The organism is Streptomyces sp. NPDC048370 (genome assembly GCF_043200825.1).
Taxonomy (GTDB): Bacteria; Actinomycetota; Actinomycetes; order Streptomycetales; family Streptomycetaceae; genus Streptomyces.
Map to the genome: position 1 here is coordinate 391,236 of NZ_JBICYI010000005.1, position 23,946 is coordinate 415,181.

14 protein-coding genes are annotated in these 23,946 nt (G+C 73.9%); 3 read left to right on the forward strand and 11 right to left on the reverse strand.

Going from position 1 to position 23,946, the window contains the following annotated elements:
• Nucleotides 1-39: 39 nt before the first annotated feature.
• Both ACGFYP_RS14800 and ACGFYP_RS14805 read left to right on the forward strand, forming a co-directional pair.
• Nucleotides 40-1,692, forward strand: a complete 1,653-nt coding sequence (locus ACGFYP_RS14800; RefSeq protein WP_393492167.1) for an AMP-binding protein — start codon at nt 40-42, stop codon at nt 1,690-1,692.
• 9 nt (nt 1,693-1,701) lie between these two features.
• Nucleotides 1,702-2,523 carry a PaaX family transcriptional regulator C-terminal domain-containing protein gene (locus ACGFYP_RS14805; protein ID WP_393492170.1) on the forward strand — a complete coding sequence of 274 codons (822 nt, stop codon included), beginning with the start codon at nt 1,702-1,704 and terminating at the stop codon, nt 2,521-2,523.
• Here ACGFYP_RS14805 and ACGFYP_RS14810 read toward each other — a convergent pair.
• Both ACGFYP_RS14810 and ACGFYP_RS14815 read right to left on the reverse strand, forming a co-directional pair.
• On the reverse strand, nt 2,510-4,819 hold the full coding sequence (locus ACGFYP_RS14810) for a bifunctional salicylyl-CoA 5-hydroxylase/oxidoreductase (protein ID WP_393492177.1): 2,310 nt from the start codon (nt 4,817-4,819) through the stop codon (nt 2,510-2,512). The two genes, ACGFYP_RS14805 and ACGFYP_RS14810, sit on opposite strands and share 14 nt — an antisense overlap.
• 2 nt (nt 4,820-4,821) lie before the next feature.
• On the reverse strand, nt 4,822-5,649 hold the full coding sequence (locus ACGFYP_RS14815) for an enoyl-CoA hydratase family protein (RefSeq protein WP_393492184.1): 828 nt from the start codon (nt 5,647-5,649) through the stop codon (nt 4,822-4,824).
• A gap of 275 nt (nt 5,650-5,924) precedes the next feature.
• On the opposite strand from ACGFYP_RS14815, the gene ACGFYP_RS14820 reads away from it, so the two are divergent.
• Nucleotides 5,925-6,368 carry an ATP-binding protein gene (locus ACGFYP_RS14820; RefSeq protein ID WP_393492187.1) on the forward strand — a complete coding sequence of 148 codons (444 nt, stop codon included), beginning with the start codon at nt 5,925-5,927 and terminating at the stop codon, nt 6,366-6,368.
• Here the strand turns inward: ACGFYP_RS14820 and ACGFYP_RS14825 are convergent.
• The 9 genes from ACGFYP_RS14825 to ACGFYP_RS14865 form a co-directional block, all read right to left on the reverse strand.
• Complete coding sequence (locus ACGFYP_RS14825; protein ID WP_393492190.1) at nt 6,322-7,779, reverse strand: amino acid permease; 1,458 nt, start codon at nt 7,777-7,779, stop codon at nt 6,322-6,324. The two genes, ACGFYP_RS14820 and ACGFYP_RS14825, sit on opposite strands and share 47 nt — an antisense overlap.
• 190 nt (nt 7,780-7,969) lie before the next feature.
• Nucleotides 7,970-8,980, reverse strand: coding sequence for an ornithine carbamoyltransferase (gene argF, locus ACGFYP_RS14830; RefSeq protein WP_361964471.1), 1,011 nt, complete (start codon nt 8,978-8,980; stop codon nt 7,970-7,972).
• Nucleotides 8,981-9,163: 183 nt separating this feature from the next.
• Nucleotides 9,164-10,396 carry an arginine deiminase gene (locus tag ACGFYP_RS14835; protein WP_393492193.1) on the reverse strand — a complete coding sequence of 411 codons (1,233 nt, stop codon included), beginning with the start codon at nt 10,394-10,396 and terminating at the stop codon, nt 9,164-9,166.
• A gap of 40 nt (nt 10,397-10,436) precedes the next feature.
• A complete protein-coding gene (locus ACGFYP_RS14840) occupies nt 10,437-12,692 on the reverse strand; it encodes a hypothetical protein (protein ID WP_393492196.1) in 2,256 nt (751 codons plus the stop codon).
• Nucleotides 12,689-14,899: a hypothetical protein gene (locus ACGFYP_RS14845; RefSeq protein ID WP_393492200.1), complete on the reverse strand. Its 2,211-nt coding sequence runs from the start codon at nt 14,897-14,899 to the stop codon at nt 12,689-12,691. Before ACGFYP_RS14845 ends, ACGFYP_RS14840 begins: the two co-directional genes overlap by 4 nt.
• Nucleotides 14,896-17,391, reverse strand: a complete 2,496-nt coding sequence (locus ACGFYP_RS14850; RefSeq protein ID WP_393492203.1) for a hypothetical protein — start codon at nt 17,389-17,391, stop codon at nt 14,896-14,898. The genes ACGFYP_RS14845 and ACGFYP_RS14850 overlap by 4 nt, the downstream gene beginning before the upstream one ends.
• Nucleotides 17,388-20,786 (reverse strand): tubulin-like doman-containing protein, encoded by a 3,399-nt coding sequence (locus ACGFYP_RS14855; protein ID WP_393492206.1) that lies wholly within the window; start codon nt 20,784-20,786, stop codon nt 17,388-17,390. The genes ACGFYP_RS14850 and ACGFYP_RS14855 overlap by 4 nt, the downstream gene beginning before the upstream one ends.
• 54 nt (nt 20,787-20,840) lie before the next feature.
• Nucleotides 20,841-23,402 (reverse strand): VWA domain-containing protein, encoded by a 2,562-nt coding sequence (locus ACGFYP_RS14860; RefSeq protein ID WP_393492209.1) that lies wholly within the window; start codon nt 23,400-23,402, stop codon nt 20,841-20,843.
• 6 nt (nt 23,403-23,408) lie between these two features.
• A complete protein-coding gene (locus ACGFYP_RS14865; RefSeq protein WP_393492212.1) occupies nt 23,409-23,882 on the reverse strand; it encodes a Pycsar system effector family protein in 474 nt (157 codons plus the stop codon).
• Nucleotides 23,883-23,946 lie beyond the last annotated feature (64 nt).

Sequence of the window (23,946 nt, forward strand, 5' to 3'; positions counted from 1 at the left end):
GCTCGTTGGGCGACCCCACCACGACAAGGGGACGAACTCATGGAGCTGACCCCCTCGGCCCACCACGACACCTTCGCGCGCGACCACCTGCCGCCCGCCGACCAGTGGCCCCGGCTGCTCTTCGATCTGCCGGGGCTCGACTACCCGGAGCGGCTCAACTGCGGCACCGAGCTGCTCGACCGCACGGTGGAACGATTCGGCGCCGAGCGCCCGGCCTTCCGGGACGGCGACGGAAACATCTGGAGCTACGGAGAGCTGAGCGAGCGGGTGAACCGGATCGCCCACGTCCTCACCTCCGATCTCGGCGTCCTGCCCGGCAACCGGGTGCTCCTGCGCGGCCCCACCACCCCCTGGCTGGCCGCCTGCTGGCTCGCCGTGATGAAGGCGGGCGCCGTCGCCGTCACCGTCCTGGCCCAGCAGCGCGCCCAGGAACTGGCCGTCATGTGCGAGATGGCCCGCTGCGAGCACGCGCTCTGCGACGTCCGGACGGTGGACGACCTGGTCAAGGCCGAGGTGCCGGGGCTGCGGATCACGGCCTTCGGCGGGGACGCCCCGGACGACCTGCTCGCCCTGGCCGCCGCCGCGCCCGACAGCTACGAGGCGGTGGAGACCGCCGCCGACGACGTGGCCCTGATCGCCTTCACCTCGGGGACCACAGGCCGGCCCAAGGGGTGCATGCACTTCCACCGGGACGTGCTCGCCGTCGCCGACACCTTCTCCGCGCACGTGCTGCGCCCCGAACCGGACGATGTCTTCGCCGGCTCCCCTCCCCTGGGCTTCACCTTCGGGCTCGGCGGGCTCGTCCTCTTCCCGCTGCGCGCGGGGGCCAGTGCGCTGCTGCTCGAACAGGCGGGCCCCAAGCAGCTGTTGGAGGCGATCACCGAGCACCGGGTGTCGGTCCTCTTCACCGCGCCGACGGCGTACCGGGTGATGCTGGAGGAGATCGACCGGCACGGCGGCCGCGCCGACGAGGTGGCCGCCACGCTCGGCTCGCTGCGCCGGTGCGTGTCGGCGGGCGAGAACCTGCCGGCCGCCACCTGGGACGCGTGGCACGAGCGCACCGGTCTGAAGCTCATCAACGGCATCGGCGCGACGGAACTCCTCCACATCTTCATCTCGGCTGCGGACGGCGACATCCGCCCGGGCACGACCGGGCGGCCGGTCCCCGGCTGGCAGGCGCGGGTGGTCGACCGGTCGGGCGCCGAGCTCCCGGACGGCGAGGAGGGGCTGCTCGCGGTGCGCGGCCCGGTCGGCTGCCGCTATCTGGCCGACCCGCGCCAGAGCGAGTACGTCCACGGGGGCTGGAACGTCACGGGCGACACGTACGTCCGCGAGCCGGACGGCTACTTCCGCTATGTCGCCCGCGCCGACGACATGATCATCTCCGCGGGCTTCAACATCGCGGGCCCCCAGGTGGAGGAGGCGCTCCTCGCCCACCCGGACGTGGTCGAGGCGGCGGTGGTCGGGCACGAGGACGCCCTGCGCGGCCAGATAGTGGTGGCGTACGTGGTGGTACGGGACGGGGTGCCGCGCGACGCGGAGTCGGCGGGGGCGCTGCGGGCCTTCGTACGGGCCCGTCTGGTGCCGTACAAGAGTCCCCGGAAGATCGTCTTCCTGGACGCCCTGCCCCGCACGGCGACGGGCAAGCTCCAGCGCTTCAGGCTGCGCGCGGGCTCCGAGGACACCGCCTAGAGTGATCACGTGGCCGAGCAGCACACCCCCCGTTCCCTGATCGTCTCGCTGTACGGCGCGTACGGCCGTGGCCTCGCGCCGGGCGAGGAGCCCTTGCCGGTGGCCGAGCTCATCCGCCTCCTCGCGGTGCTCGGCGTGGACGCCCCGTCGGTGCGCTCGTCGGTGTCCCGGCTGAAGCGGCGCGCCCTGCTGCTGCCCCGGCGGACGGCCGACGGGGCCGCCGGGTACATCCTGTCGGAGGACGCCCGCCAGCTCCTGGACGACGGCGACCGCCGGATCTACGCCCGTACGGAGCCGGCGCTCTCCGAGGGCTGGGTCCTCGCGGTCTTCACCGTCCCCGAGGCCGAGCGCCACAAGCGCCACCTGTTGCGCTCGCGGCTCGCCCGTCTCGGCTTCGGCTCGGCGGCGCCGGGGGTCTGGATCGCGCCCGCCCGGCTGTACGAGGAGACCCGCCACACCCTGGAGCGCCTCGAGCTCTCCTCGTACGTGGACCTGTTCCGGGGCGAGCACCTGGGGTACGCGCCGACGGCGGAGGCGGTGGCCCGCTGGTGGGACCTGCCGTCGATCGCCAAGCTCCACGAGGAGTTCCTCGCCGCCCACGAGCCGGTGCTGCGGGCCTGGACGGCCGCGCCGGGCTCGGCGGAGGACGCGTACCGCGACTATCTGTTCGCCCTGGACTCATGGCGCCGGCTTCCGTACGCGGACCCGGTCCTGCCGGCCGAGCTGCTGCCGCAGGACTGGCCGGGCGCCCGCTCGGCGGCGGTCTTCGCGGAGCTGCACGAGCGGCTGCGGGACCGGGGCGCGGAGTTCGCGCACGTCACGTCAGGCTGAGCCTCGGCTTCGGTGCGTCCGTGCGGCCCGTCGGCGGTGTGCGGCTGCCCGCGCGGTACGGGGCGGGCCAGGGGGCGGCCGGGCCCTGGTAGTTCTGTTCGGCCGCCGCGTGCAGGGTCCAGTGCGGGTCGTAGAGGTGGGGGCGGGCCAGGGCGCAGAGGTCGGCGCGGCCGGCCAGGAGGAGGGAGTTGACGTCGTCCCAGGAGGAGATCGCCCCGACCGTGATGACCGGGACGCCGAGCGCGCTCCGGATCCGGTCGGCGTACGGAGTCTGGTAGGAGCGGCCGTACTCGGGGCGTTCGTCGGGGACGACCTGGCCGGTCGAGACGTCGAGGGCGTCGGCGCCGTGGGCGGCGAAGGCGCGGGCGATCTCGACGGAGTCCTCGGGCGTCGTTCCCCCGTCCGCCCAGTCGGTGGCGGAGAGGCGTACGGTCATCGGCCGGTCCTCGGGCCACACCTCCCGAACGGCGTCGAAGACTTCGAGGGGGAAGCGGAGCCGGTTCTCCAGCGGGCCGCCGTAGGCGTCGTCGCGCCGGTTGGTCAGCGGGGAGAGGAAGCCGGAGAGCAGGTAGCCGTGGCCGCAGTGCAGTTCGAGCAGGTCGAAGTCGCAGGCGGCGGCGCGCCGGGCGGCGGCGGTGAACTCCTCGCGTACGGCGACCATGCCCGCCCGGTCCAGGGCGCGCGGGACCTGGTTGACGCCGGGGCGGTACGGCAGCGGTGAGGCGGCCGTGAGCGGCCAGTTGCCCGCGGGGAGCGGCTGGTCGATCCCCTCCCACATGCGGCGGGTGGAGCCCTTGCGGCCGGAGTGGCCGAGCTGGACGCCGATCGCGGTGCCGGGGGCGCTCGCGTGGACGAAGGCGGTGACCCGGCTCCAGGCCCGGGCCTGCTCGTCGGTCCAGAGGCCGGTGCAGGCGGGGGTGATGCGGCCCTCGGGGCTCACGCAGACCATCTCGGTCATGACGAGGCCGGCGCCGCCGAGGGCCCGCGCCCCGAGGTGGACGAGGTGGAAGTCGCCGGGGAGGCCGTCCTCGGCGACGTACATGTCCATCGGGGAGACCACGACGCGGTTGCGCAGGGTGAGTCCGCGCAGCCGGAAGGGGGTGAACATCGGCGGGGTGCCGGGCGGGCAGCCGAAGTCGCGTTCCACGGCGTCGGTGAAGCGGGGGTCGCGCAGCCGCAGGTTGTCGTGGGTGACGCGGCGGCTGCGGGTGAGGAGGTTGAAGGCGAACTGCCGGGGCGGTTGGTCGAGATGGCCTTCGATCTCCTCGAACCAGCGCAGGCTGGCCGCCGCCGCGCGCTGGGTGGACTCGACGACGGGCCTGCGTTCGGTCTCGTACGCGGCCAACGCCTCGGGGATCGTGGGCTGTTCCTCGACGCAGGCGGCGAGCGCGAGGGCGTCCTCGACGGCGAGTTTGGTGCCGGATCCGATGGAGAAGTGCGCGGTGTGGGCGGCGTCGCCGAGCAGGACGACGGAGCCGTGGGACCAGCGCTCGTTGACGACCGTACGGAAAGCGGTCCAGGAGGAGCGGTTGGAGCGCAGGGGCCGGCCGCCGAGGACGTCGGCGAAGAGCTTGGCGCAGTGGGCGGTGGACGCGTCCTCGTCCATCTCGTCGAACCCGGCGGCCTGCCAGACCTCCTCGCGCATCTCGACGATGACGGTGGAGGCGTCCGCGGAGAAGGGGTAGCCGTGGAGCTGCATCACGCCGTGTGGGGTCTCGGCGATCTCGAAGCGGAAGGCGTCGAGGGCGAAGTCGGTGGCGAGCCAGATGTAGCGGCAGCGGTGGGTGGTGATCCGGGGGCGGAAGACGTCCGCGTGGGCCTCGCGGGTCGCGCTGTGGACGCCGTCGGCGGCGATGACGAGGTCGTGGTCTGCGGCGAGTTCGGCGGCGGGCGGGGCCTCGGTGCGGAAGCGGAGCCGTACGCCGAGTTCGGCGCAGCGGGCGTGCAGGATCTCCAGGAGCCGGCGGCGGCCGAGGGCGGCGAAGCCGTGACCTGTGGAGGTGAGGAGCTGCCCGCGGTGGGCGATGTGGATGTCGTCCCATCGGACGAACTCGTTCTGGAGGGCTCGGTGGACGGCGGGGTCGGCGTGCTCGATGCCGCCGAGGGTCTCGTCGGAGAGGACGACACCGAAGCCGAAGGTGTCGTCGGGGGCGTTGCGTTCCCAGACGGTGACCTCGCGGGCGGGGTCGAGCCGCTTGAGCAGCGCGGCGGCGTAGAGCCCGCCGGGGCCGCCGCCGACGACGGCGATCCGGAGCGGGGCGGCGGCGGGGGCCGGCCGGGCCCCGGTCGGGGGCATCGTCAGCGCCCCCGCCACTTCGGGGGGCGTTTCTCGGTGAAGGCGGCGTGGAACTCGGCGTAGTCCTCGCCGTTCATGAGGAGCGCCTGGGTGGCGGCGTCGAGCTCGACGGAGGCCGCGAGCGGCATGTCCAGTTCGGCGGTGAGCAGGGCCTTGGTCTGGGCGTGGGCGAGGGCGGGTCCGTCGGCGAGGCGGCGGGCGAGCTCGGCGGCGCGGGCGTGGGCGCCGCCCTCCTCCGTGACCTCGCTGAGCAGGCCGATGCGTTCCGCCTCCGCGGCGCGGACCGGGTCGCCGAGCATGAGGAGCCGGGTCGCGTGGCCGAGGCCGACGACCCGGGGCAGGAGGTAGGCCGCGCCCATGTCGCCGCCGGAGAGCCCGACCCGGGTGAAGAGGAAGGCGAAGCGGGCGGTCGGGTCGGCGATCCGGAAGTCGGCGGCGAGGGCCAGGACGGCTCCCGCGCCCGCCGCGACGCCGTGGACGGCGGCGATCACGGGGAAGGGGCACTCGCGGATCGCGCGGACGACCTGCCCGGTCATCCGGTTGAAGTCGAGCAGCTGGGCGGTGTCCATGGCGAGCGTGGCGCCGATGATCTCGTCCACGTCGCCGCCGGAGCAGAAGCCGCGCCCCTCACCGCCGATGACGAGCGCGCGGACGGCGCGCTCGCGGGAGAGCTCGGCGAGCAGGTCGCGCAGGTCGGCGTAGGCGCCGAAGGTGAGCGCGTTGAGTTTCGCGGGGCGGTCGAGGGTGACGGTGGCGACGCCGTCGTCGACGGTGACGCGCAGGTGCCGCCAGCGCTCGGTACGGGGTGCGGAGCCGGTAAAGGGGCTCATGGGGTCGCCCTCCCTTCCTCCTCCCCGGAGCGTATCACCGTGATGTGACTGTCGTCACGAGTACGCGATACGGCTCCGGCCCGAAGGTCCCGCCGCCTTGGGGCCACCGGTCCCCGCCGCGAAGGAGGGGGTGCCCATGGACTTCGCTTTTGCGCTTCGTAAGGTTGAAAGCAGGACGTCTCGGGACACGTCCTCCCCACGCACCGCCTAGGGCCTGTCCGGCCCTGATCCGCCGGACAGGCCCTAGCCACTGCCCTCGGCGAACGGACCCAGCCATGGTCGAAGCCATCGAGCCCAGCTCATGGCGCATCGAGCTTCCGCACACGACCGCCGCCGTGCCGATCGCCCGCGCGCTGGTCCGCACCGCGCTCACGGAGCTCGACGCCCCCGCCGACAGCGACACCGCCGAGCTGCTGACCGCCGAGCTCGTCGCCAACGCCGTGGAGCACACGGACGACGAGGACCCCATCGAGCTGGTCGTCGAGCTGCTGCCGGGCGGCTGTCAGGTCGAGGTGCACGACCGGCGCCCGGCCCGTCCCGGCGAGCCGATCGGCCCGGAGCCGGGCGAGGAGCCCGACCCCTGGCAGGAACACGGTCGCGGACTGCTCCTCATCCGCGCGCTCTCCAGCGACTGCGGCCACCGCCCCACCGCGCACGGCAAGGCGGTCTGGTTCACCCTTCCCGCGGTGCCGGCGCAGCGCCGACGGCCGGAGCACTGAGGTCCGGGGCCGTGCGGGCGAGCCGCGAGTTGCGGCGCCCGTAGAACGCGTAGACGAGCGCGCCGACGGCCAGGAAGACCACGAACTGGACCCAGGTCTCCCAGCCCGTGCCCCAGATCAGATAGAGACAGAAGCCGACCCCGAGCACCGGGCTGAGCGGGTAGAGCGGCACCCGGAAGGAGCGCGGCAGCTCCGGATCGCGGCGGCGCAGCGCGATCACCGCGATGTTGACGACGGCCATGACGGCGAGGGTGCCGATGGTCGTCAGGCCGACCACCACGTCGAGCGAGGCGAACGCGGCCGGGACCGCGAAGACGGCCGCCACGATCCACGTGTTGGCGACGGGGGTCGCGCTCTTCGGCGAGACCCGCTCGAAGACCCGGGGGACGAGACCGTCCCGGGACATCGACATCAGGATGCGGGTCTGTCCGTACATCACCGCGAGGACGACGGACGCGATCGCGACGACCGCGCCGAAGGCGATGATCCCGCCGCCCACCGAGGACCCGGTGACCTGGTCGACGACGAGCGAGAGCGCGGCCGGCTTGTCGGCGACGGCGTCGGCGCCGAGCGCGCCGATCGCGGAGAGCGCCACGGCGCAGTAGAGCAGCGTGACGACGCCGATGCAGACGAGGATCGCGATCGGGATGTTGCGACGGGGGTTCTTGACCTCTTCGCCCGCGGTGGTGATGGCGTCGAAGCCGATGTACGAGAAGAAGGCCACGGAGGCGCCCGCGGTGATGCCGGCCGCGCCGTGCGTGGCGAACGGCGCGAGGTTGCCGTCCCGGAAGGCCGTGAAGCCGATCGCGCAGAAGAGGATCAGGATCCCGATCTTGAGGACGGCCATCGCGGCCGTCGCCCGCGCGCTCTCCCTGACCCCGCGCACCAGCAGCACGGCGGCCAGCGCGATGACGACCACGGCGGGCACGTTCACGACACCGCCGTCGCCGGGACCGGCGGAGAGGGCCTCCGGCAGGCGGAGACCGACGAGGCCGTCCAGGAGCTCGTTCAGGTACTGGCTCCAGCCGACCGCGACCGCGGAGACCGAGACGCCGTACTCCAGGAGGAGGCACCAGCCGACGAGGAAGGCGACCCGCTCGCCGAGGCTCGCGTACGCGAAGGAGTAGGAGGAGCCGGAGACCGGGATCGCGCCGCCCAGCTCGGCGAAGGAGAAGGCGGTGAAGACGCAGGTGATCGCGGCGAGCACGAAGGAGAGGACGACGGCGGGGCCCGCCTCGGCGACGCTGTCGGAGAGGCCGACGAAGATCCCGGTGCCGACGATGGCGCCGATGCCGAAGCACACGAGCTGGAAGAGGCCCATGGTGCGCTTGAGGCCGTGGCCTTCGAGGTCCGCGCCGGACTCGGCGATCAGCTGCTGGGGGGATTTGATCCGCGGCGCGGACGGGGACATGCGGGGGTTCTCATCTCTGGTCGAGCAGGGCGCACCGGGTACGGACGCGCGAATGGGGTCCGAGCGTGCGAGCTCGAACCCCACCAATCGACCCGATGGTAACCATGGGATCGCATATACACCCAATCGGGCGTATCGCTATTCCGATCGCCCTTCGACCGCCGCCCGATCGCCGACCGCCGTCCGATCGCTATCCGAGGTCACCGGCCATGGTGGCGACGAGGACCGCCTTGATCGTGTGCATCCGGTTCTCGGCCTCGTCGAAGACCACGGAGTGCTCCGACTCGAAGACCTCGTCGGAGACCTCCAGCTCGGTCAGGCCGTGCCGGGCGTGGATGTCACGGCCGACGGCCGTGCCGAGGTCGTGGAAGGCCGGCAGGCAGTGCAGGAACTTCACGTCCGGGTTGCCGGTGGCGCGCAGCACGTCCATGGTCACGGCGTACGGCACGAGGTCGGCGATCCGCTGGTCCCAGACCTCCTTGGGCTCCCCCATGGAGACCCAGACGTCGGTGGCGACGAAGTCGGCGCCCCTGACCCCCTCGGCGACGTCCTCGGTGAGGGTGATCGTCGCACCGCTTGCCTCCGCGAGCGCACGCGCCGAGGCGACGACCGCCTCGCCCGGCCAGTACGCCTCGGGGGCCACGATCCGCACGTCCATGCCGAGCAGGGCGCCGGTCACCAGGTAGGAGTTGCCCATGTTGAGGCGGGCGTCACCGAGGTAGGCGAAGGCGACCTCGTCGAGCGGCTTGTCCGTGTGCTCGGTCATGGTGAGGACGTCGGCGAGCATCTGGGTGGGGTGCCAGTCGTCGGTGAGGCCGTTGAAGACGGGGACGCCCGCGTGGGCGGCGAACGCCTCGACCTTCTCGTGGTTGTCGCCGCGGTACTCGATGGCGTCGAACATCCGGCCGAGGACGCGGGCGGTGTCCTTGACGGACTCCTTGTGGCCGATCTGCGAGCCCGACGGGTCCAGGTACGTGGTCGAGGCACCCTGATCGGCGGCGGCGACCTCGAACGCGCAGCGGGTCCGGGTCGAGGTCTTCTCGAAGATCAGGGCGATGTTCCGGCCCCGCAGCCGCTGCACCTCTGCGCCCGCCTTCTTGGCCGCCTTCAGCTCGGCGGCCAGGGTGATCAGACCGCGGAACTCCTCGGCGGTGAAGTCCAGCTCCTTGAGGAAGTGGCGGCCGATGAGGTCGGTGGCCATGGGGCGCTCCTGGATACGGTCGGGGACGACGAACAGCGGCGGACGGCGGACGAACATGCCTACGACTGGAAGTCTATACGTCAATCAGCATGGATATACAGTGACCCCGCACACGCGACTTCGCGGGCGCCCCGGCCCGCGCCGCCGTCCCCGCTGTCCGCGCCGTCCCCGACCCGGGAGCCGTCACACGGCGTCGCGCTCCACCGGGCAGCTCATACAGCGCGGGCCGCCCCTTCCCCGGCCCAGCTCGCTGCCCGGGATCTCGATCACCTCGATGCCCTGCTTGCGCAGATGGGTGTTGGTCGTCGCGTTCCGCTCGTACGCCACGACCACGCCGGGCTCGACGGCGAGGACGTTGCAGCCGTCGTCCCACTGCTCGCGCTCCGCCGCGTGGACGTCCTGCGTCGCGGTGAGGACCCGGATGTCCTGGAGGCCGAGCGCGGCGGCGATCGCGCTGTGCATGTGCTCGGGCGGGTGGTCGGTGACGCGCAGGGACTGGCCCTCGTCGCCCGGTTCGATCGTGTACGAGCGGAGCATGCCGAGCCCCGCGTACTGGGTGAAGGTGTCGTGGTCGACCATCGTCATCACCGTGTCCAGGTGCATGAACGCGCGTCGCTTCGGCATGTCGAGGGCGATGATCGTCCGGGCCGAGCCGGCCGCGAACATCCCCCGGGCCAGCATCTCCACCGCCTGCGGCGTGGTCCGCTCGCTCATCCCGATCAGGACGGCTCCGTTGCCGATGACGAGGACGTCGCCGCCCTCGATCGTGGACGGGTAGTCGGCCTGGCCCTCGGACCAGAGGTGGAAGTTGCCCGCCTCGGGGCCGGTGAAGAGCGGGTGGTGCTTGTAGATGGCCTCGAAGTGGACGGTCTCGCGCCGGCGGGCGGGCCAGCGCATCGCGTTGATGGAGACCCCGTCGTAGATCCAGGCGGAGGTGTCCCGGGTGAAGATGTGGTTCGGGAGCGGGCCGAGGATGAAGTCGTCCAGATCCATCGCGTGGAACCGGACCGAGGTGGGCTCGCGGTGCGCGGCCAGGAACTCCCGTTTCGTCATCCCGCCGACGAGCGCCTCGACGAGCGCGGTGGCGTCCAGGGAGTCGAAGGCCGCGCGGAGGTGGTCGGCGGCGAGGGGACCGTACTCCTTCTCGTCGAAGACCCGGTCGAGGACGAGTTTGCGGGCGGCGGGCAGTTCGAGGGACTCGGCGAGGAGATCCCCGAAGAGATGGACCTCGACGTCCCGGTCGCGCAGGACGTCGGCGAACCCGTCGTGCTCCTGACGGGCGCGCCGCACCCAGAGCACGTCGTCGAAGAGGAGAGCGTCCTTGTTGGAGGGTGTCAGCCGCTTCAGCTCCAGATCGGGCCGGTGCAGTATGACGCGGCGCAGCCGCCCGGTCTCGGAGTCGACATGGAATCCCATGCGCCCATCCTGACGGAGCGGGACGGCTCACGCGTGGTTCTCACGTCACGACCATCGAGACGATGACCGAGATGAGGGTGACTATCACGGCGAGGAGCGCCAGGAAGACCAGCCGCCCGTCCCCGGCGGGGCGCGGGAGCGGCGGTGCCGGTGACGGGGGCGCGGGCGCCGGGGGTGGGGGCGGCGGTGACGGGGGCGCGGGTGCCGGGGGTGGGGGCGGCGGTGGCGGTGCGGGTGCGGGTGCGGGTGGCGGGGCTTGGACGGTTGGGGGCCAGGTCTGCGGGGCCGCCTGGAAGGTCGGGGCCGGCGGTACGGGTTCCTGGGTGGGTGCGGATTCCTGGATGGGGGCCGGCTTCTGGATGGGGGCCGGTTCCTGGACGGGGGCGGGCTCTTGGACGGGGGCCGGTTCCTGGATCGGCGTTGCCTCCTGGATCGGTGCCGGCTCCTGGATGAGCGCCCGCCAGACGGCCTCCGGGAGGCCGGGCCGTTCGTCGTCCACGATCTGCTGAAAGGCGGCCCGGGCGGCGGGGACCGGGCTCGCCCTGAGCCGGGTCAGCAGCGCGACGAGCACGCCGGTCGCCGGGGCGTCGCCCTGGTCGAGGAGCGGGCGCACGGCCCAGCGGTACAGGGCGGCGGCGTTGGCGGCGCGCTCGGCCTCGTCGGGTTCCCCGAGGAGGGCCGAGCGCGGTGCGGTCACGAAGAACTCGTGGGCGATGACGAGGTCGCGGAACTCGCGCCGCAGGAGGGGCGACCAGGTGGCCAGCCTGCGGGAGATCTCGCGTACGAGGAGGGTGGTGGTCCGGTACGGGCGGTGCCCCCGGAGCGCGGTGAGCAGCTCCCGGTCACCGGCGGCCCGGACGCGCGCCTCGGCGTCCTCCGAGTCGTCGGCGAGCCACCGTAGGAGACCGGTCTCGACGGGCCTCCCGCGCCGCGACCGGCCCCTGCGCCACCAGCCCTTGGCCCCCTCGGGCCCGCGCCACACGGCAGCCACGACCGGCACGACGGGCACGCTTCCAGGGGCCTGCGCCGGGGGCGGAGCCGTAGTCAGGTCCGGGGCAGGGGCCGGCCGGAAGGGCGCCGGGGGCTCCCACGCCGGTTCCTCCCGTGGCCGGGCCTGGACGCCGGGGGTCTCCGGAGGTCGGGGCGGCGGGGCCGGAGGGTCGGCGTACGCGACGGAAGGCGGCCCGCTCGGTGTCTGCCCGTACGAAGCCGACGGCTCGTCGTACGAACCGAGGGACTCCCCGCCCGACGCCTGTCGGTACAGGGGGTCCGCCCCACCAGAGCCTTCCGGGGGCGGTGGGGGTGCGGGGGGCGACGGAGCGGGGCCGTACGAAGGGAAGGAGCCGTCGTCCGGGGCCCAGGACGGGGTGCGCGCCGGCTCCGGGGGTTTGACGTCGTCGGCGTACGAGCGGCGGGCGCGGGCGCCGTCGAGGCGGGACACCGCCCGTTCGGCGGTCTCCAGGAGCGAGAGGTCGAGCGCCCCCGGGGCCTCGCGGAGGGCCGTCACGACCGCGCCCTCCGGGCCGCCGAGGTGGTGGCGGACCAGCCGCGCCGCGAGCTCCTCCGCGCGGTCACCGATCCGCTCGCGCGGGTCCACCCGGCGCCGGTCCGTGTTCCGGCTGGCCGCCCCCGCCCACTGGCCGACGAACACGTAACGCAGCTTGTTCAGTTCGGCCGTGTCGTGGCTCGCGAAGGTCCACCGGCGCGGGCGCGGTACGTCACCGAACATCGCGTGCAGCCCCCGCAGCACCGCGTACGCGATGTCGCCCCGCTCGTCCAGGAGCGTGAACCGCGCCTGCGGGTGCCGTAGCAACTCCGCGACCGCGCCCGTGAGTTCGCGCTCCGCCCCGGGCAACGCCAGGTCGAGGGCCCGCTGCCCGGCGACGGCCGAGGCCACCAGCGCCTCCCTCGGCACCACAGGGAGCGAGCCCCGCACATGGCCCGACGGCAGCTCCGCGCCCTCCCAGTCCCACCCATGAAGCCCGAGGCAGAACGCCGGGTCGAGCAGCTCCGGCGAGCCGACGAGCGCGTGACAGACCACCGACGTCCGCCCGCTCGGGTCCTGCCACGGCATGCGGCGGATCAGGACGACGCCCGCGCGCTGCTCCACCCGGAGCAGCGCGGGCCGGGTCTCCTCCCCGGTCGCCCGCAGCAGCGCGCCGTAGATCTGGAAGAGCGTCTCCACCTCGTCCCTCGGCCCCGACCAGGCCACCGGCCCGAACCCCGTGGTGCCGACGTCGTTCTCGCTGTCCCAGCGGAAGACGATCTGGTCCGCCTCGTATCTCGACCGGGTCATCGGGCTCCCTCCTCGATCGGTTCCGCCCCGGGAAGCAGCCCGCACATGGCGAAGATGGACAGCAGCGGTGCGAGGACCCGGCGCGACCGGGCCCCGTGCGGGAACCGGTCCCCCTTCGCCTGCCCGCCCGTCGCCGCGACGAAGTGCAGCGTGCAGCGGGCGCAGTCGTCGAAGGGCTTGAGCCAGGCGCGGCTGGCGTAGTGGGCCAGGAAGGCGTACGCGTCCCGGCTCTCGGCCCGCAGCGCCTCCCGGTCGATCCTCGGGGGCAGCGCGCGGCCCAGCCAGCGGTCGACGGCCGGTTCGAAGCGGACCAGGTCGGACTTGTTGACGGCGATCGCCGCCGGGGCGCCGATCAGCCCGTTCTCCGGCCGCTCCATCCGGTTGAGGACCGTGGTGAACGCCTCGTCCCCGAGGTCCCGACGGGGCAGTCCGTCCTGCTCGCGGACCGGGTCGAGCGACGCCATGCGCAGCGCCCGCAGCGGATCGAGGACGAAGACGAACGCGTCGACGCCCGACAGGAAGTCCGTCACCGCTCCGTCCTGGGCGAGGTCCTCGCCGGCCAGGTCGAAGAAGACGACGGGCCGGGGTGTCGTGCCCCGGGCGGAGACCAGCAGGCCGTCGGCGAACCGGGCGAAGGTCTGCTGGCCGGTACTGGCCAGTCGCCGTCCCTGCTGCAGGCTCTGCACACGCTCGCGCAGGAACGCGCGGTGCGTGTCCGGGTTGAGCGGCAGGCTCTTCAGCCCGTACCGCTCCAGGCCACCGAGCTCGACCTCGCCGAGCATCGCCGCGAGCAGATGGGTCTTGCCGACGGACGAGCTGCCGACGAAGGCGATGGACAGCGGCTCCCCGTTGGTCAGGTAAGGGACGGGCAGTTCGTGCGCCTCGTCCCCGGGCCCCGCGTGCGGGCACAGGTGGTACGCCTTGCGCAGCATCGCCCGCCGGTGCGCAGGCCGGTGTTCGGAGGTGAGGTCGAGCGGTAGCCGGTTGCCCTTGGCGTCGATGGTGACCAGGAGACTCTCGTCGTACTCGACGGAGAGCAGGCAGTGCGGACACATCCGCCCGCGTCGCGCCGTCGGGGCGGCGGCGGGCACGGGAGCGGGGGCGGGGGGCGGGGCGGGGGCGGGCGGCGGGGCCGGTGCGGGGCGCGGCGGGTTCCGGTCGGGACCGTCGCCGCCGAACAGCCGGGCGCGCAGGGAGGGTCGGGGCGGCACCAGGTCGTACGGGTTGCGCGGCCCGTCCCGTACCGGCTCCCCCTCCGTCCCCTCCCCCGCCCGGCCGGCTCGCCGCGCCGACGCCGCCGCCTCGCGTTTGCGCGCGAGGTGGGCGTCGAACTCGGCGCGGCCCCTGCTGAGCGGATCGGCCGCGCCGACGGCCGTGGCGAGCGGGTCCGAGACGTGCAGCAGTCGCAACAGCTCGACGGGAGAAGGTCGTTCGGCCGCGTTCGCGGCGAAGAGTCCGCTGTGTTCGAGGGCCGCGAGGCGGCGGTAGTCGCCGAGGTCATCGGGCGGGCCCTCGCCCCGGTCGGGGTGGCCGGAAAGGAGGTAGTAGCCGATCCTGCCGACGGACCACAGGTCGTCGCGGGTGTCGGCCGTGCCGCGCCCGGCGCGCTGCTCGGGCGAGGCCCACGGCGCCGCCCCGAAGGCCTCGCGGGCCTCGCCGTCGCGCAGCGCCGCGTACGGCTCGCAGAGCCGCACATGGGTGCCGTCCCAGCGCACGGTGTCGGGGGCGATCGTCCGGTGCACCAGGTCGACCTCGTTCAACAGCCTTATGGATAGGGCGAGTTGGGCGATGACGCGCTGCTGTTCGTCGCCGCCGAGGCGGTCGGCGCACTCCGAGAGCGGCGCCCCCGCGGGCAGCCGGTAGAGCACGAAGGGCTCCGCGCACTCCAGGTCGAAGCCGACCACCCGGGTGAAGACCTCGCCGAACTTCTCGGTGCCGTACCGCCGTTCGAGCGCGACGGCGGCGGACACCTCCCGTTCCAGCGCGCCGTACGCGTGCGGGTCCGCCTGCGCGGAGAGGGGCAGCCGGTACTGGAGGACCGGCCATCCGGCGCTCAGCGTGACCTCGCGGACGAGCACGCCCGGGCGGCCCGGCGCCCGGCGGTCCGCGCCGTACCTCACGGCGAAGCGGATCGTCTCCCCGTCGTGCGTGGAGAACGCCAACTCCTCCTGCGCACCGGATCGTCGGCCGTCGTCGGGTTCGGTCATGGCGTTCCCGCCTCCTCTGCCCTGACGATGCGTACCACGTCCGGGCGCAGCGGTACGAGCCGCAGGATGCCGGCGTGGCGTCCCCCACGGGTCCACTCCACGTCCTCCGCCGTCCCCCGCCAGATGTCGTCGCCCGTCGCTCCCCTGCGCATCGTCTCGGGGACGAAGCGGACCTGGCGGGCCGCTCCCGGGTCGTGCGAGAGCAGGCGCAGATGCTCGGGGGCGCACATCGGCACCGTACGGTCGGGGTCGTCCTCCGCGGCGATCAGCCGGGCCACGGCGTCGGGCGCGACACCGGTGAGCCGGGCCGCGTCGGGTCGGTCGCGCCGGTCCCCTGCACCGGGCGGCGGGGAGGCCGCGACGTCCCGTTCGAGGCGGACGCGGGTCTCGTCGAGCAGCTCGGTGAGCCGCTCGTCCAGGGGCAGCCGGCCGGCGTTCGCCGGATCGCGTTCGATCCCGGCCCAGCAGCCGTCGAGGATGCGGACGGTGCCCTCGACGAGGTCGGCGACGAGGGTGTCGACGAGGGCGGGACCGCCGTCGCCGTGCCGCCGTTCCAGCCAGGCGGGCGGCGCGACGGGCTCGGCCGAGGCGCGCCGGGTGGTGGCGGGACCGGCGGAGGTGGGGCCGGGGTCGGCGGGTTTACGGGGTTCCGGAACGGGGTCGTCGTCGTCCGGCGCGTCGGACCAGAGGTCGTCACCGGCGCTGTCCGCCCAGTCGCCCCAGCTCCAGGCCGCGTCCCCGCCGGTCGACGTGTCGGTTCGCTCCGGCCCTGAGTCGTAGGCGTGTCCGGCGCCGTCCAAGGTCCGGGGCGCACCGACGGTCGCCGTCGTCCCGGCGGTCGCGTACCCGTGCCCGTTCCCGTCGTACGCGTCCGCCGTCGCGGCCAGGCGGCGCAGCAGTCGGGCGACGGCCCCGGCGCCCTCGGAGGAGTGGTGGCGCACGTCGGCGAAGAGCCAGTCGTGCACGGCCGTCGTGATCACGAGGTCGTGGATCTCCTTCAGCATGGGGCCCGCGTGCTCCGGGTCGGCCCGTGCCCACCAGTCGTCCACGGCCCGCGTCCAGTCCCGCAGGGCGAGCCCGACGACGGCGGCGAGGGCGACCACGGCGGTCACGGCGCCCGCCCAGAGCGGGAGGCCGAGGAGCTGGCCGACGGCCGCCCCCACCACCCCGCCGACGAGGCCGCCGAGGAGCCGGGGCGCGGCGCCGGTGCTGCCGCCGCCGTCGAGCCGCCCGTCCGGTGAGCGGTTGGGCCTGCGGCGCAGCATCAGGTGGGCCAGGCCGGCGGCGAGGACGCCTGTGGCGGGGCCGAGGACCCAGCCGACGCCGGGCCCGAGCCCGGCGAGTAAGGCGAGGACTCCGCTCACCACGAGGGCGACGGAGCGCGGACCGCCGGCCGTGAACGGCTGCTGCGCGGCCATCCGGTGCAGGTTCTCGGGCGGGCAGATCTCGTCGAGGCGGGCGAGCCGCGCGGCGCTGCCCGCAGGCGCCGTGCGCGCCGACAGCGCCGAGAGCCGGGCGGCCACGGACCGCAGCGGGAGCCCCCGGCCGATCAGCTCGTAGGTGTGGTCGCGCAGGGCGGGGACGATCCCGGCGCGGGAGATCTCCCGTGGCATCTCGGGCAGTTCGACGCCCCGGTCGCGCAGGTGCCCGCGGTGCTCGGCGGTGAGTCTGGACCCGCCCGCGACGGCGAACGCGTCGGCGACGGCGGTACGCAGCCGGTGCAGGGCGCCGGCAAGGCGCTCGATCTCCCCCGGCAGGTCGGGCGACCGGTCGGAGGTGCCGAGGAGACCGGCAGGGCCGCGCACGCGCGCGTGGCCCTCGACGGCGTCGTCCAACGCCTCCTCGCAGGTGAGCAGCAGCCCTCCGGCCCGGCCGTGGGCGGGGAGCCAGTCGTGTCCTGCGAGCGAGCGCGGGACGGACTCGTCGAGGAGCAGGGCGAGTTCGGCGGGGGCGCCGTCCGTGGCGGGAGCCTGGGCGGGCACGTCCGGCCCGGCGAGCCCCTCGACCGCCTGTCGCCAGGACCGGGCGCGGGCCTCGTCGGTCAGGTCGTGCTCCAGGACGCGGGCGGAGGGGACGGCCACGCCGTGCACCACCTCCGCGAGCGCGCGGAGGACCGCCGCGAACACCTCGGGTCCCGAGACGATGTCCACGAGCGGGCGCAGGGCCGCGTCGTCCGGGTCGTCGAGCAGCCACAGCACCCCGGCGTTGCGCGGGCGCAGCGTGAGGGACCGGTGCAGGGTGCGCTGCCCCGGAGCGCCGACGGCCAGGCAGATGATCCGCGCAGGTCCGTACGACGACAGGCGTTCGTGCAGGAGTTGGTGGGCGACGAGCGTCTCGGCGTCGTCCAGGACGACGAAGCGCCGGTCTCCGGCGGGCTGCGGGACGTCGAGGGCGGCGCGCACGACGCCGTCGGGGTCGTGCAGCGGGGCCCTCAGGTCGAGGCACACGGCGTGGCCGGGTACCGGATGCTCCGGGGTCGCGCGGGGGCTCACTCCTCCTCACCGTCCAGGTCCCAGGGGTAACGGACGTCCTCGGGCTCGGGCGCCGCCACCGGCGCGGGCTCGGGCCGGGGGCGGGGCCGGGGGATGGGCTCGGGGATGGGCTCGGGGATGGGCTCCGGTTCCTGGGCGCGTACGTACGACACCGGACGTACGGGCTCCGAAGGCGGCGGTACCGGCGTCCGGGCGGCCTGGGGCTCCGCCTGGGCCTGTGTGTGGGCCTCGGCCTGCGCCTGGGCCTGCGTCTGGGCCTGTGCCTGTGTCTGGACGTACCGGTCGAAGAGGGCCTGGAGACTGGGCCGTACGGGGTGACCGGCGCCGGAGAAGCGCCGGTTCATGGCGGCGGGGAAGGTCTCCGTCCAGAAGTGGCGCAGCGGCGCGAGCCACTGCGCGTCCCTCTCGTCGTACTCCGCGCTCAGCTGGTCGATCAGCACGACCTGGCGCGGGACGACCTTCTCGATCAGGTGGACGAAGAGCGGCGACGGGTCGGCCGGGACGTGGGTGAGGCCTCGGGGCAGGGAGCGCATGAGCCGTTCGCAGAACACCTCGACGATCTGCCCCTCGTCGAGCAGCGCCGACTGCTCGTACCCGCGCAGCAGCCCCGCCCAGCTGGAGAGCGCTCCGTCGAAGCCCTCCAGACGGAGCGACATGGTCGCGCCGTCGCCCTCCTGGAGCCGGATCCTGACCAGGTCCGGGGAGTCCGCGGGGCCCTGGATCCGAATGTTCCCGTTCCACATCGCGTTGAGGAGCCGGTGCAGGATCCGCTGCCGGTCCTCCTCGGTGGAGACCAGCCAGTCGTCCTGGTAGCCCAGCCGCTGCCGCCAGTGGAGGAAGTCGTCCTCGCCGGCCGAGTCCCGTGCCTCCGCCCAGAGTTTGAGGACGCTGCGGACCTCGGAGATGTCGGTGAGGTTCATCCCGCTGCGGAAGAGGACCACGGTGATGGAGTCGGTGTCCACGGCCCGGAACTCCTGCGTCCCCCCGGCCGGCAGGTTCAGGTCCTCCGCGAGGTAGTCGGCGGCGCGGGTGTCGGACTCGCTCGCCGGGTGCACGATGAGGATCTTCAGGGGCCCGCCGCCGTCCGGGCTGAAGCCCACCGGGAGCAGCCCGGCGATCCCGGCGCGGAACTGTTCGAGCCAGCGGACGTCGATCTTCGACTCGGCGGCGTCGTCCCCGGACGCGGCCCGAAGGAGCAGCTCCATGGAGGGCAGCAGCGGGCGCGTGTAACGGTCCTCGTTGGCCTCGCCGAAGAGCCGCTTGACGCGCTGCTCGACGACCTGCTTGATCTCCTTGACGGCGGCGCCCGGCGAGCGGCGGACGGCGTCCAGGGCGGAGCGCCAGTCCTCGGCCCTGACCAGCCGGCCGAGGAGGGTGGCGGCGTCGACGTTCTCGGGGAGCCGCTCGCTCTGCGCGAGCCGGTCGAGGACGTCGTCGTAGAAGGCCCGCAGGCTGTTCTGCGGGGGCAGGAGGTAGGTGATCCCCGTGCGGTCGTCGCGGTAGAGCTCGCGCCTGCGGTCGGCGAAGAGGCGGCCCTCGTCCTGTTCGTGGGCGCGCAGCGCGCTCGTCAGCTCGCCGAGGTCGTGGACGATCCGGTGCAGCGGGTCCCGCCACTGCGTCTCGCCCTCCTGCCAGCCGCCGTGCCAGAGCTTGCGGGCCCGCCAGGTGTACCAGTCCTCCTGTTCGGCGAGCGCGTCCTGGACGTCGGGGTCGCTCCACCGGGCCGGTACGAGACCGCCTGCGCCGCGCTTGATGTGCGGGATCACAGGCGGCTGGTTGTGGACGTGCGGGGGGCGTTCGGGTTCGTTGCGGCGGTTGTCGAGCATGCCGGTGAAGCCTTCCCTGGCGACCCGGTCGGTATGGCCGGGCAGCCCGTTCAGGACGGCCTCCAGCTGGAAGGGCCCGATCTTGTCGAGGAGTTCGCGTACACCGGTGCCCGGCTTGAACTCCTCGACGAGACGCGGGACTTCGCGTTCGAGGGTGCCCGCGAGGCGGTCGAGGGAGTCCTCCATGTCACCGAGGCGGTCGAAGAGCGCCCTGGTGATGGCCCGGCTCCCCTTGGGAAGGTCCTCCGGCGCGGGTACGTCGGGGGCCTCACGGACCCAGAGCCGCCCGATCCCGGACCGGTTGAAGAGCTCCTTGACCAGCTCCGGGGATTCGGAGGCGGGTCGGCGGGCCCGCTCGGTCATGCCCCGGACGGCCTGGGCGAGGAGGCGCGCGGCGACGATCTCGGCGAGGTCGTCGACGGGCACGGTGAGGGAGGCGGCGAGGCTGGTGGACATGCCCCGGTAGCCGATGCCGGTACGGGCCGGAGTGGAGCGTTCCACGCTCTTGTTGACGAAGCTGGCGGCGAAGGACTGGTAGTCGTCGTCACCGCCCCGGTTGCCCGATCCCGAGTCCTCGCCGACCTCGGTGCCGATGAGGGACATGACCATGGCGGTGATGGAACGGCGCAGGTCCTCGGGGCGGATGACGGCGGGCTTGGAGAAGAGGAACGCGGTCTGCACGGTCGAGGCGCGCAGCTTGACCGCGCCCTCGCCGGGGTAGTGGACACTGATCCGGCTCCGCTGCGCGACGTCGCCGAGCTCGTCGAGCGCGTCCGGCACGTTCTGGTCGTCGACGAGCCGTGAGAGGTCCACCAGGGAGCGGGCCGCGTTCAGTTCGGCCTCGCGGCCGCCGCCCGCCTCGGGCGGGAACGCGGAGGGCATGACGACCAGCGGGTAGATCTTCACGCCGCGCACCTTGGCGCTGCGGAACTCGTGGCCGATGAGGTGGAGGAAGTCGTAGAAGATCCCGGCTCCGGTGCCGCCCGCCACCGAGAAGGCGACGAAGACGTCGCAGCCCCGGATCCGGCCGCCACCGACCCGCTGGAGGTCGCCCGCCGATGTGCCGATGGCGCTGATGGCCTCGCGCAGCTGGCGCAGGACCGGTTCGAGGCCGTGGCGCATCGTCGCGAAGAGCGCGGCGCGACCCACGGTCGGCAGCTGGCCCGCGCCGTCGTGGAGCGGGGCGACCCGGGGCTGGCGGGCCTGGGGCGGAAGCCACGAACGGGTCTCCTCGTGCAGCGCGATCCGCAGCATGCGGGTCACCTCGGGAGAGGAGTCGAACTCGGCCGGGAGCAGGTCGCGGACGGCTCGGGTGGTACGGGCGTAGGCCTGGCTCTCGGCCCCCTTCGCCTTGAACTGCGGCTGCTGCTGCAGGTCGGTCTCGCTGAAGTCGGCGTAGACGAACTGGAGGCACTCGGGCAGCTGGAACGGCAGCCGCTTGCCGCCGTCGACGAGGTCGGTGCCGTCGGGGCCGCACAGCTCTCTGCGCAGGCTCCGCTCCAGTTCGCTGCCGATCCTTCCACCGGTGCCGCCCAGGCCTACGAAGAGCATGGGCTGGTAGATCTTCATGTGCGTCTCCCCTTGAGACCCTGTGGTGCGTGAGCCGGTCGGTGCGTGAGCCGGTCAGAAGTCCGACTCGCGGGTGGATCCGCGCTGCTCGGTACCGCCGCCACCGGCGTCGGGACGGGCGGTACGGCGCCGGTCCCGACCGGTGTCCCGGTCCCGGCCCGACTCCCGGTCCCGGCCGGTGTCCCGCTCCCGGCCCGTGTCCCGGTCGCGGCGTCGGTCGGTGTCGGGGCCGTCGGCGCCCGGTGTGGAGGAGCGGCGGAACCGGTCGCGCCAGCCCCCGGATCCGCCGGAGCCCGCGGGGCCGCCGGTACGAGAGGGGCCGCCGGTACGACCCGAGCCGCCGGAACCCCCTCCCGTACCGCCCGTACCTCCCGTACGGACCGAGTCCGCGCCGCGGCCGGGGCGGCGGCCGTCGCCGACGACGAGTTCGAAGTCGTCGAGGCCGGCCGGGACCCCCGGGCGGACGCCGAACTCCCGCCCTCCCCTGGGGCGCAGCAGCAGCTCACCGCCGCCCGTCCGGCGCAGCCGGTGGGCGGAGGCCCCGCCGCGGGCCCGGCGGAGCGTGGGTGCCGCCCCGCGCGCCTCCTCGATCGTGAAGAGGTACTCGCCGCCGGGGCTCTGGTTCTTGCGGACGCCGAGCGTGCTCAGGACCTGTCCGTCGCGGAGGAGTTCGAGCCGGACGCCGGTCAGGTCCCTGCGGCGGCGCCGGTCGAGGTACCGGACGGCCAGGAAGACCCCGGCGAGCAGGAGGACCGCCGCCCCGGCCACCACCACGCGCCACCAGCGTTCCCACCAGGTCGGCGGCGCCTCCACCCGTACGTCGAGGAAGGTCGCGTCGAGGACGCGGTCGCCGTCCTCGCCGTCCAGGACCACGATCTGGCCGCCCAGTTCGCCCACGGGGGTGCCGGGCCCGACGGTGACCATGAAGTCGAACCGCGCCTTGCGGCCCGCCTCGGCGGTGACCGTGGCCGGGGAGAGCGTGAGGTCGGCGCCCGGGGCCTGGTCCTTCAGCGCGAGGCGCAGGCGGTGCGGACCGCTGTCGTTGTTGGCGACGTCCAGGGTGCCGCGCACGGTGGCCCCGGGGTGCACCGTCACCCGGTCGACGGTGAGCCCCGCGGTGACGGCGGGCGTGCCCTCGGACTTCGTGGTGTGCAGCGGGCGGCGGTCGGAGGTGATGCCGGGCGCCGCCATGTTCGTGACGAGTTCCAGGTCGCCGGTGGCGGTGGCGGGAATGGTGACGCGCCCGGTGAACCGCACGTCCCGCGCCCGCCGGTCGGGCGCCTGCCCGTCGTCGGCGAGGCGGACGGTGACCGGCTCGAAGCCGGTGCCGCTGAGCACGGCCGAGACGCCGACGCCCGCCATCTGCGCGGGGTCGGTGATGACGACGCCGCGCCGGGTCTGCATCCGCACCTCCACCACGGCCTCCTCGCCGGCGCGCGGCGAGGCGGGGTCGAGGGTGACCTCGGAACGCAGCCGGCCCTGCCAGATCGCGCGTACGGCGACCTCACGGTCCCGGTGACCCTCCGGGGCCTCGATGCGGACGCGCCAGCGGCCGGGCATCGGGTTCTTGACGCGGAGCGCCTCGACCGGGCCGTCCTGGCCGCTGACCTCGAAGGTGGAGCCGTCGAACTCGCCCTGGGTGGGCACCCTGCGGCCGCTCGGGTCGTAGTACGTCACCCGCACCTTGGGGTCGTGCTTGCCGACCGTGAGCGAGCCGTCGGTGGCGATCGGCGGGATGGAGACGGACAGGTCGGCCGGCGGCTTGCCGACCGTGCCGTGCTCGATCCGGGCGCAGCGGGCCGCCGCGAACGTCTCCTGGAGCGCCTTGTCGATGCCCGCCGCCGTGTCGACCACGCGCATCCTGGGGACGGCCCCCGGCACGTCGGCGCAGCTGCCCCGGTAGCCGCCCTCGGCCATCGCGGTGAGGGCGGCGCGGTCGATCTCGCCGCCGAAGCCGAGGGGCCAGACCTGGACGGAGGCGGCCCGGGCCCGGGCGAGTTCCTCGGTGAGCCGCTTCTCGCCGTTGCTCTGCCGGCTGGCCTTGTCGGTGCCGTACTCGGGGCTGTCCCCGACGTCGAGCCTGCCGTCGGTGAGCAGGAAGACGACCTTGGGGGTGTTCGGCCGGCCGTCCTCGGTGAGCCGGGAGACGGCCTGGCGGATCGCGGCGGGGAAGTCGGTGCCGGGGCCCATGCGGGCGGCGTCCCGACGCGTCAACTGCGGGACGCAGTCGCTGAGGCGCTGCCTGCCGGCCGCGTCGGCGACGGTCGGCGGGCACACCTCACTCACCGGGGACTGGCCCGGCTTCTCGGAGCTTCCGAAGCCGATGACGGTGGCTCGGGAGCGCTCCGATATCTCACCCTGGCTGAGGAGGGACGCCGCCTCGGTCTCCAGGGCGAGGTCCTTGTCGCTGAGGCTCGCCGACTGGTCCACGACGACGGCGAAGTCGATGGGGTCGGGGCCTTCGGTCGGCGGGGCGGTCGTGCTCTTGGGGCTCGGCGTCGCCGTGCCCGCGCCCGGCCCGAGGGGGCCGAGCGGGCCGACCGCGACCGACGGGCCGGAGAGCGCGAGCAGCGCCCCGGCGAGGAGCAGGACGCCCCCGGTGTTTCTCCACTGCATCGTTTCTCACCACAGTCCGCTGAAGAGGGCCGGCAGCGCGCCGAGCGCCAGAGCGCTCACGCCCAGACGCAGCCACCGGTATTTCGCGGCGAGCACGACACCGTGCACGCTCGCCTGTTCGAGAAGCCAGTCGGTGACGTCCTCGCCGGACGCCGTGAGCCGGTCGCGCAGGACGTCCGGGCCGGTCCCGGCCGTCAGCGCGCGCAGCAGGGTGCGGTCGGCGCCGACGCGGGTACGCGGAAGGACCACCGAGACGAGCATCAGGACCCCGGCCGCCCACAGCGCCCCGGCCACCAGGAACAGGACGAGGCCCGCGCCCGAGGACGGCATCGGGCCGCGGTCCCGGGAGAAGACCACCGCCAGGAAGGCGAGGGCGCCGGAGAGCAGGATCGCCGCCTTCGTGTCGGCCCGGCCGATGTCCTCACGGACCGTGGTGAGGAGCCGCTCGGCCATGAAGCGGAGGTCTGCGGCATCCGGCACGGGTGCGGGTATCGGTGTGGGTGTGGGTTCGGGTGTGGGTTCGGGTGCCGGTACGGGCGAGGGT

What these genes read in the sequence shown, in the direction of transcription:
- ACGFYP_RS14800 (WP_393492167.1), top strand. Translation starts at nt 40, where the DNA reads ATGGAGCTGACCCCCTCGGCCCACCACGACACCTTCGCGCGCGACCAC.
- ACGFYP_RS14810 (WP_393492177.1), bottom strand. Translation starts at nt 4,819, where the DNA reads ATGCCCCCGACCGGGGCCCGGCCGGCCCCCGCCGCCGCCCCGCTCCGG.
- ACGFYP_RS14815 (WP_393492184.1), bottom strand. Translation starts at nt 5,649, where the DNA reads ATGAGCCCCTTTACCGGCTCCGCACCCCGTACCGAGCGCTGGCGGCAC.
- ACGFYP_RS14820 (WP_393492187.1), top strand. Translation starts at nt 5,925, where the DNA reads ATGGTCGAAGCCATCGAGCCCAGCTCATGGCGCATCGAGCTTCCGCAC.
- ACGFYP_RS14825 (WP_393492190.1), bottom strand. Translation starts at nt 7,779, where the DNA reads ATGTCCCCGTCCGCGCCGCGGATCAAATCCCCCCAGCAGCTGATCGCC.
- argF (WP_361964471.1), bottom strand. Translation starts at nt 8,980, where the DNA reads ATGGCCACCGACCTCATCGGCCGCCACTTCCTCAAGGAGCTGGACTTC.
- ACGFYP_RS14835 (WP_393492193.1), bottom strand. Translation starts at nt 10,396, where the DNA reads ATGGGATTCCATGTCGACTCCGAGACCGGGCGGCTGCGCCGCGTCATA.
- ACGFYP_RS14840 (WP_393492196.1), bottom strand. Translation starts at nt 12,692, where the DNA reads ATGACCCGGTCGAGATACGAGGCGGACCAGATCGTCTTCCGCTGGGAC.
- ACGFYP_RS14845 (WP_393492200.1), bottom strand. Translation starts at nt 14,899, where the DNA reads ATGACCGAACCCGACGACGGCCGACGATCCGGTGCGCAGGAGGAGTTG.
- ACGFYP_RS14855 (WP_393492206.1), bottom strand. Translation starts at nt 20,786, where the DNA reads ATGAAGATCTACCAGCCCATGCTCTTCGTAGGCCTGGGCGGCACCGGT.
- ACGFYP_RS14860 (WP_393492209.1), bottom strand. Translation starts at nt 23,402, where the DNA reads ATGCAGTGGAGAAACACCGGGGGCGTCCTGCTCCTCGCCGGGGCGCTG.